The sequence below is a fragment of the Variovorax sp. P4_D9 genome (assembly GCF_056401695.1).
The window spans coordinates 1-2,093 of record NZ_JBFUIU010001201.1 but is presented as its reverse complement, the minus strand read 5'-3'; the positions used below and the strand labels follow the sequence as shown (position 1 = coordinate 2,093).

3 protein-coding genes are annotated in these 2,093 nt (G+C 61.7%); 1 reads left to right on the top strand and 2 read right to left on the bottom strand.

What is annotated here, in order from left to right:
• Positions 1 to 69: 69 nt before the first annotated feature.
• Together AC1DY5_RS52975 and AC1DY5_RS52970 are read right to left on the bottom strand one after the other, a co-directional pair.
• A complete protein-coding gene (locus tag AC1DY5_RS52975; protein WP_478122241.1) occupies positions 70 to 333 on the bottom strand; it encodes a hypothetical protein in 264 nt (87 codons plus the stop codon).
• An 84-nt stretch (positions 334 to 417) separates the two neighbouring features.
• Positions 418 to 852: a hypothetical protein gene (locus AC1DY5_RS52970; protein WP_478122240.1), complete on the bottom strand. Its 435-nt coding sequence runs from the start codon at positions 850 to 852 to the stop codon at positions 418 to 420.
• 1,041 nt (positions 853 to 1,893) lie between these two features.
• Here AC1DY5_RS52970 and AC1DY5_RS52965 point away from each other — a divergent pair.
• Positions 1,894 to 2,093, top strand: a 200-nt coding sequence (locus AC1DY5_RS52965) for a hypothetical protein (protein ID WP_478122239.1), incomplete at its 3' end; no start/stop codon positions are given.

Here is a 2,093-nt window from a genome sequence, read left to right as displayed (position 1 = left end):
CCGCCGCATCACTGAAGGAAACCGACATCGCCGATGCATCGTTCATCGATGAACTCGAACGAAGCGGGTTCATTGATCGGCTTTATGCAGCTGATAGAAAGTAACCGGCAATGGTTGATGGCTTTGTCGAATGTCCGTTTGTGGCCGTTTTGAGCCGTTGGCCCCAAGCGTAGCCGGCTCTTCTTGCTCGCCGCTGATATATGGATCGTTGCTGTGCAGCCCGCCGAGCGCGCATGAAAAAGCCCGCCGAAGCGGGCAAGACTCAGCGAGGTGCTCGAAGTCCGGGCCGACGATGCCCGCCAGCATGCGCACACCCTCGTCGAGCACGGTCAATGGCCTGGCCGAGCAATTCCGGCCAGCCATCCGCGGCGGCACGCGCGCGCAACGCGGTGGCAGCGCGGCAGGCGCCCAGGTAGATCAGTCCGACAAGCAGTTAAATTGCGATTTCCTTTGATTCGCGTCGATACTATCGCACGGCGGAATAAAAAAGTGCAATGTTTCGGCAGAGCAAGCGACACTTACGGCACAGAAAGGCTGTCTGGCGTCGATCCGCCTGGGTGCCGCCCGCCGGCCGCCTGCAACACCGGTCATCCGCTCGCCCGACGGGGCAAAAGTTCGTCGGATGCGGCGCAGGCGAGGGAAATCGACGGTCGCAATCTTGGAAAGTTCGTCGCCCGTTTGGGACGGTGCATCACCGCAAAGGTTCGCAAATGAGTTCAGTTTGCTTGAAGACATGCCGACAACCGTGTCGAGGACGGCCGGCTCGGCTGCCGGGACCATGGCGGGCGCGTAGGAGTCGCCACCGCCGCCGCACGCGGCGAGCAGGGCGCAGAGGAGGAGGGAGCGGATCACTCTTTGATCCTCCGAAACTCGACCACCCACACCCAGGGGTTTTCCAGGGCCAGGCGTCGGCCACAGTGAGCGCACCGTCGGCTCCATAGGTCGACGGCACGCGGCCGGTGCCGTCGTCGGGCTCCTGATCAGGCACCAACCGGATGGCCTCCCGCAATCACAGCCGGTCACTGGGCGCGCCGTAGGGGCAACGCAGGAGCTTCGTTCGTTCGTTCCAAGCGCCGCCCTCGCCGCGAGACACGAGCGCCCGGCGTCGCCGATCAGGGCCGGTCGCAGCCCGCTGAAGGCCTTGTTCAGTCCGCCCTCGAGCGGCTGGAACTTGGCAATGCGCCGCGCCTGCGTCTTCGGATCGACCTCACCCAGCACCGCGCGCACCATCGGCGCGGAGAAAGCGATGGGGCGCCCTTTCGCGTCGCAACTCATCTCGGCGTTCGCACTATCGCTGACGTGGGCGCTCTTCGTTCAGGTAGTCATATGGCGGCCTTTCCTGCTAGCGTGAAGTTCATGAAGACGTTGAAAAAACGCTTCAAATACATGGGGCACGATGTGGTGATCACGACCACTCGCTATGGAGAGGTGTGGACTTGGTCCACTCGCAAAGCCGACGTGTGGACCTTACGCGATTGATGGCCTGCAGGCGTTCGCAGCTGCAAGTCTTGGCCATTGGACTGAGGTCTTCGCTGTCAGAGAAGCGACCGCTGACGCGAAGAAACGCATCGATGAGATGCACTAGGCGCCCGCGTTGGCGGATGAAAGTGCCTTTACTACTGTGGCTCCAACTGCCGGAGGCGACATATGGCCGATACCAGCGTTGAACACCACGGACACCAGTCACGATCGACGTCTGGCCAATCGGCGAGCGCTGGAGTTGGTCGTACCAGATCGACGACCAGAAGCCTGTTGACATTGCCGAGTCTGGCGCTGATCAAGGCGAGGCACGAAGCCATCGCGGCGATCAAGGACCTGGAACCTGGGCCGTAGGCTCGCCAAAGGAATGGAGAGCGCGTTCATGCTGCGTGCTGCGATTGATGGAGGTGGAAATTGGCGCTCGAAGGCATGCACCACGTACTGCTGGGCTATCTGAGAGACAAGGGAGCCGTGCAGTTTGTGATCGACGCTTGGGAGAGCGCGTGGTATCAGGCGCAGAGATTTCCTGATGAGCCGCTGCCTTGCCCTGAATGCTTCCTTGATGGCAGCCTTCAGCGCCTGAAACTGCTCCCCAGCGTAAGCTCCCTGGTAGT